Origin of the sequence: Streptomyces ipomoeae 91-03, assembly GCF_000317595.1 — a bacterium.
Taxonomy (GTDB): domain Bacteria; phylum Actinomycetota; class Actinomycetes; order Streptomycetales; family Streptomycetaceae; genus Streptomyces; species Streptomyces ipomoeae.
Genome location: NZ_AEJC01000257.1, coordinates 1 through 1,722, shown reverse-complemented (window position 1 = coordinate 1,722; position 1,722 = coordinate 1). Strand labels below are relative to the sequence as shown.

Below are 1,722 nucleotides of genomic sequence, written 5' to 3'. Positions count from 1 at the left end.
TACCGCGCCTCCTCCGCCCTCGCCCCGCAGGACATGGCCAACGCCATCGTCGACGTGCCGCTCGCGGTCGCCGCCGGCAAGGCGAACCCGAGTATCCAGGTGCCGGTCAAGCTGGTCCGGAGCGGCGACACGGCGGAGATCGACGCGCTGCTCGCCCAGAACGCGTAGGGCTGGGCCATGGCTGACTTGAGCGATGCGACCGGCGGGGCCGGTGAGGCTGATGGGACACATGTCACTGGTGGGACGGGTGCCGCATGGGGGACTGGTGTCGCCGGTGGGATTGGTGCCGCCGGTGGAACGGGCGGGAGCGGCATCGCCGGGGCCGGCGTCCCGCCGAACCTGCGGATCATGTCCCTGAGCAAGTCCTTCGGGGGAGTGCGGGCACTGGACGGGGTGGATCTGACCGTGCCCGCGGGGCAGGTCCACGCCCTCCTCGGCCACAACGGGGCCGGGAAGTCCACCCTGATCAAGTGCCTCGGCGGCGCGTTTCCGCCCGACTCCGGGACGATCGAGGTGGGCGGTGTCCCGTACGGCCGGCTGAGCCCGCGCGAGTCGATCGCGGCCGGGGTGGCGATCATCTTCCAGACGCTGAGCGTCGTGGACTCCCTGACCGTCACCGAGAACATCTTCCTCGGCCAGGAGTGGACCCGGTACGGCCGTATCGACCGCCGGGCCCAGGAGAAGGTCGCCGCCGAACTCCTCGACCGCGTCGCCGCGAGCTGCTCGCCCCGCGACCGGGTGAGCGAACTCCCCATGGGTCAGCGGCAGTTGGTCGAGATCGCCAAGGCCCTCAGCCGCAGCGCCTCGGTCCTGGTCCTGGACGAACCCACGGCCGCGCTGTCCGGCGCCGAGAGCGACGCGCTCGCCGCCCGGGTGGAGGACCTGCGGAGCCAGGGGCTCGCCATCGTGTACGTCACGCATCTGCTGGCGGAGGTCGAGCGCCTGGCGGACGCGGTGACCGTACTGCGCGACGGCCGGGTCGCCCACCATTCGACGGGGGCCAGGCAGAGCCGCCGGGAGCTGGTGGACGCCATCACGGGTGGGCGGGGTGCCGGGTCGCCGGGTTCCACCGGGAGCGGGGCGGCCACGGCCCCCGTTTCGCCGGTCGGGGAGCGTGCCGCAGGCGTCGGCGGAGCGGCGGTTGCCGCCCGCGGCGCGGACGACACGGACACCGGGGGCCGCGGCGCGGCGGACCACGACGTCGCCCGTCACGGCGAACTCGCCCCTGCCGGGCCCGACGACCGCGACGGGCGCCCCAGGAGGAGCGGGAACGACCTCGACGGGCGCCCCAGGGCGAGCGGGAACGACCGCCCCCGTCGCACCGCCGCCGCACCGGACCAGGCCATGGCCCTTTCCGCGCCGACCGTCTCCCCCACCGCCCGCCTCACCGTGCGCGGGCTGCGCGGCCCCGGCTTCGGGCCGGTCGATCTCACCGTCGGTGAAGGGGAGATCGTGGGACTGTACGGGCTGATCGGGTCGGGGCGTACGCGGGTGTTGGAGACCCTGTTCGGCAGGCGTCGCGCTACCGGCGGGACCGTACGGGTCGGGGAGCGGGTCGTCGCGCCCGCTCGGCCCGCCGACGCGCTCGGCGCCGGCGTCGCACTCGTACCGGCGGACCGGCGGGCGCAGGGGCTGTTCCCGATGCTCACCGCGCAGGACAACGTGTTGCTGCCCAGCGTGCGGACGCTCGCCCGGCGTGGGGTGCGGGCGCTCGGGGCGGAG

General features: G+C 74.8%; 1 protein-coding gene. It reads left to right on the top strand.

What is annotated here, in order from left to right; translation table 11 throughout:
• Positions 1 to 348: 348 nt before the first annotated feature.
• The coding region (locus STRIP9103_RS48975) for an ATP-binding cassette domain-containing protein (RefSeq protein WP_048820431.1) at positions 349 to 1,722 on the top strand (1,374 nt) is incomplete at its 3' end.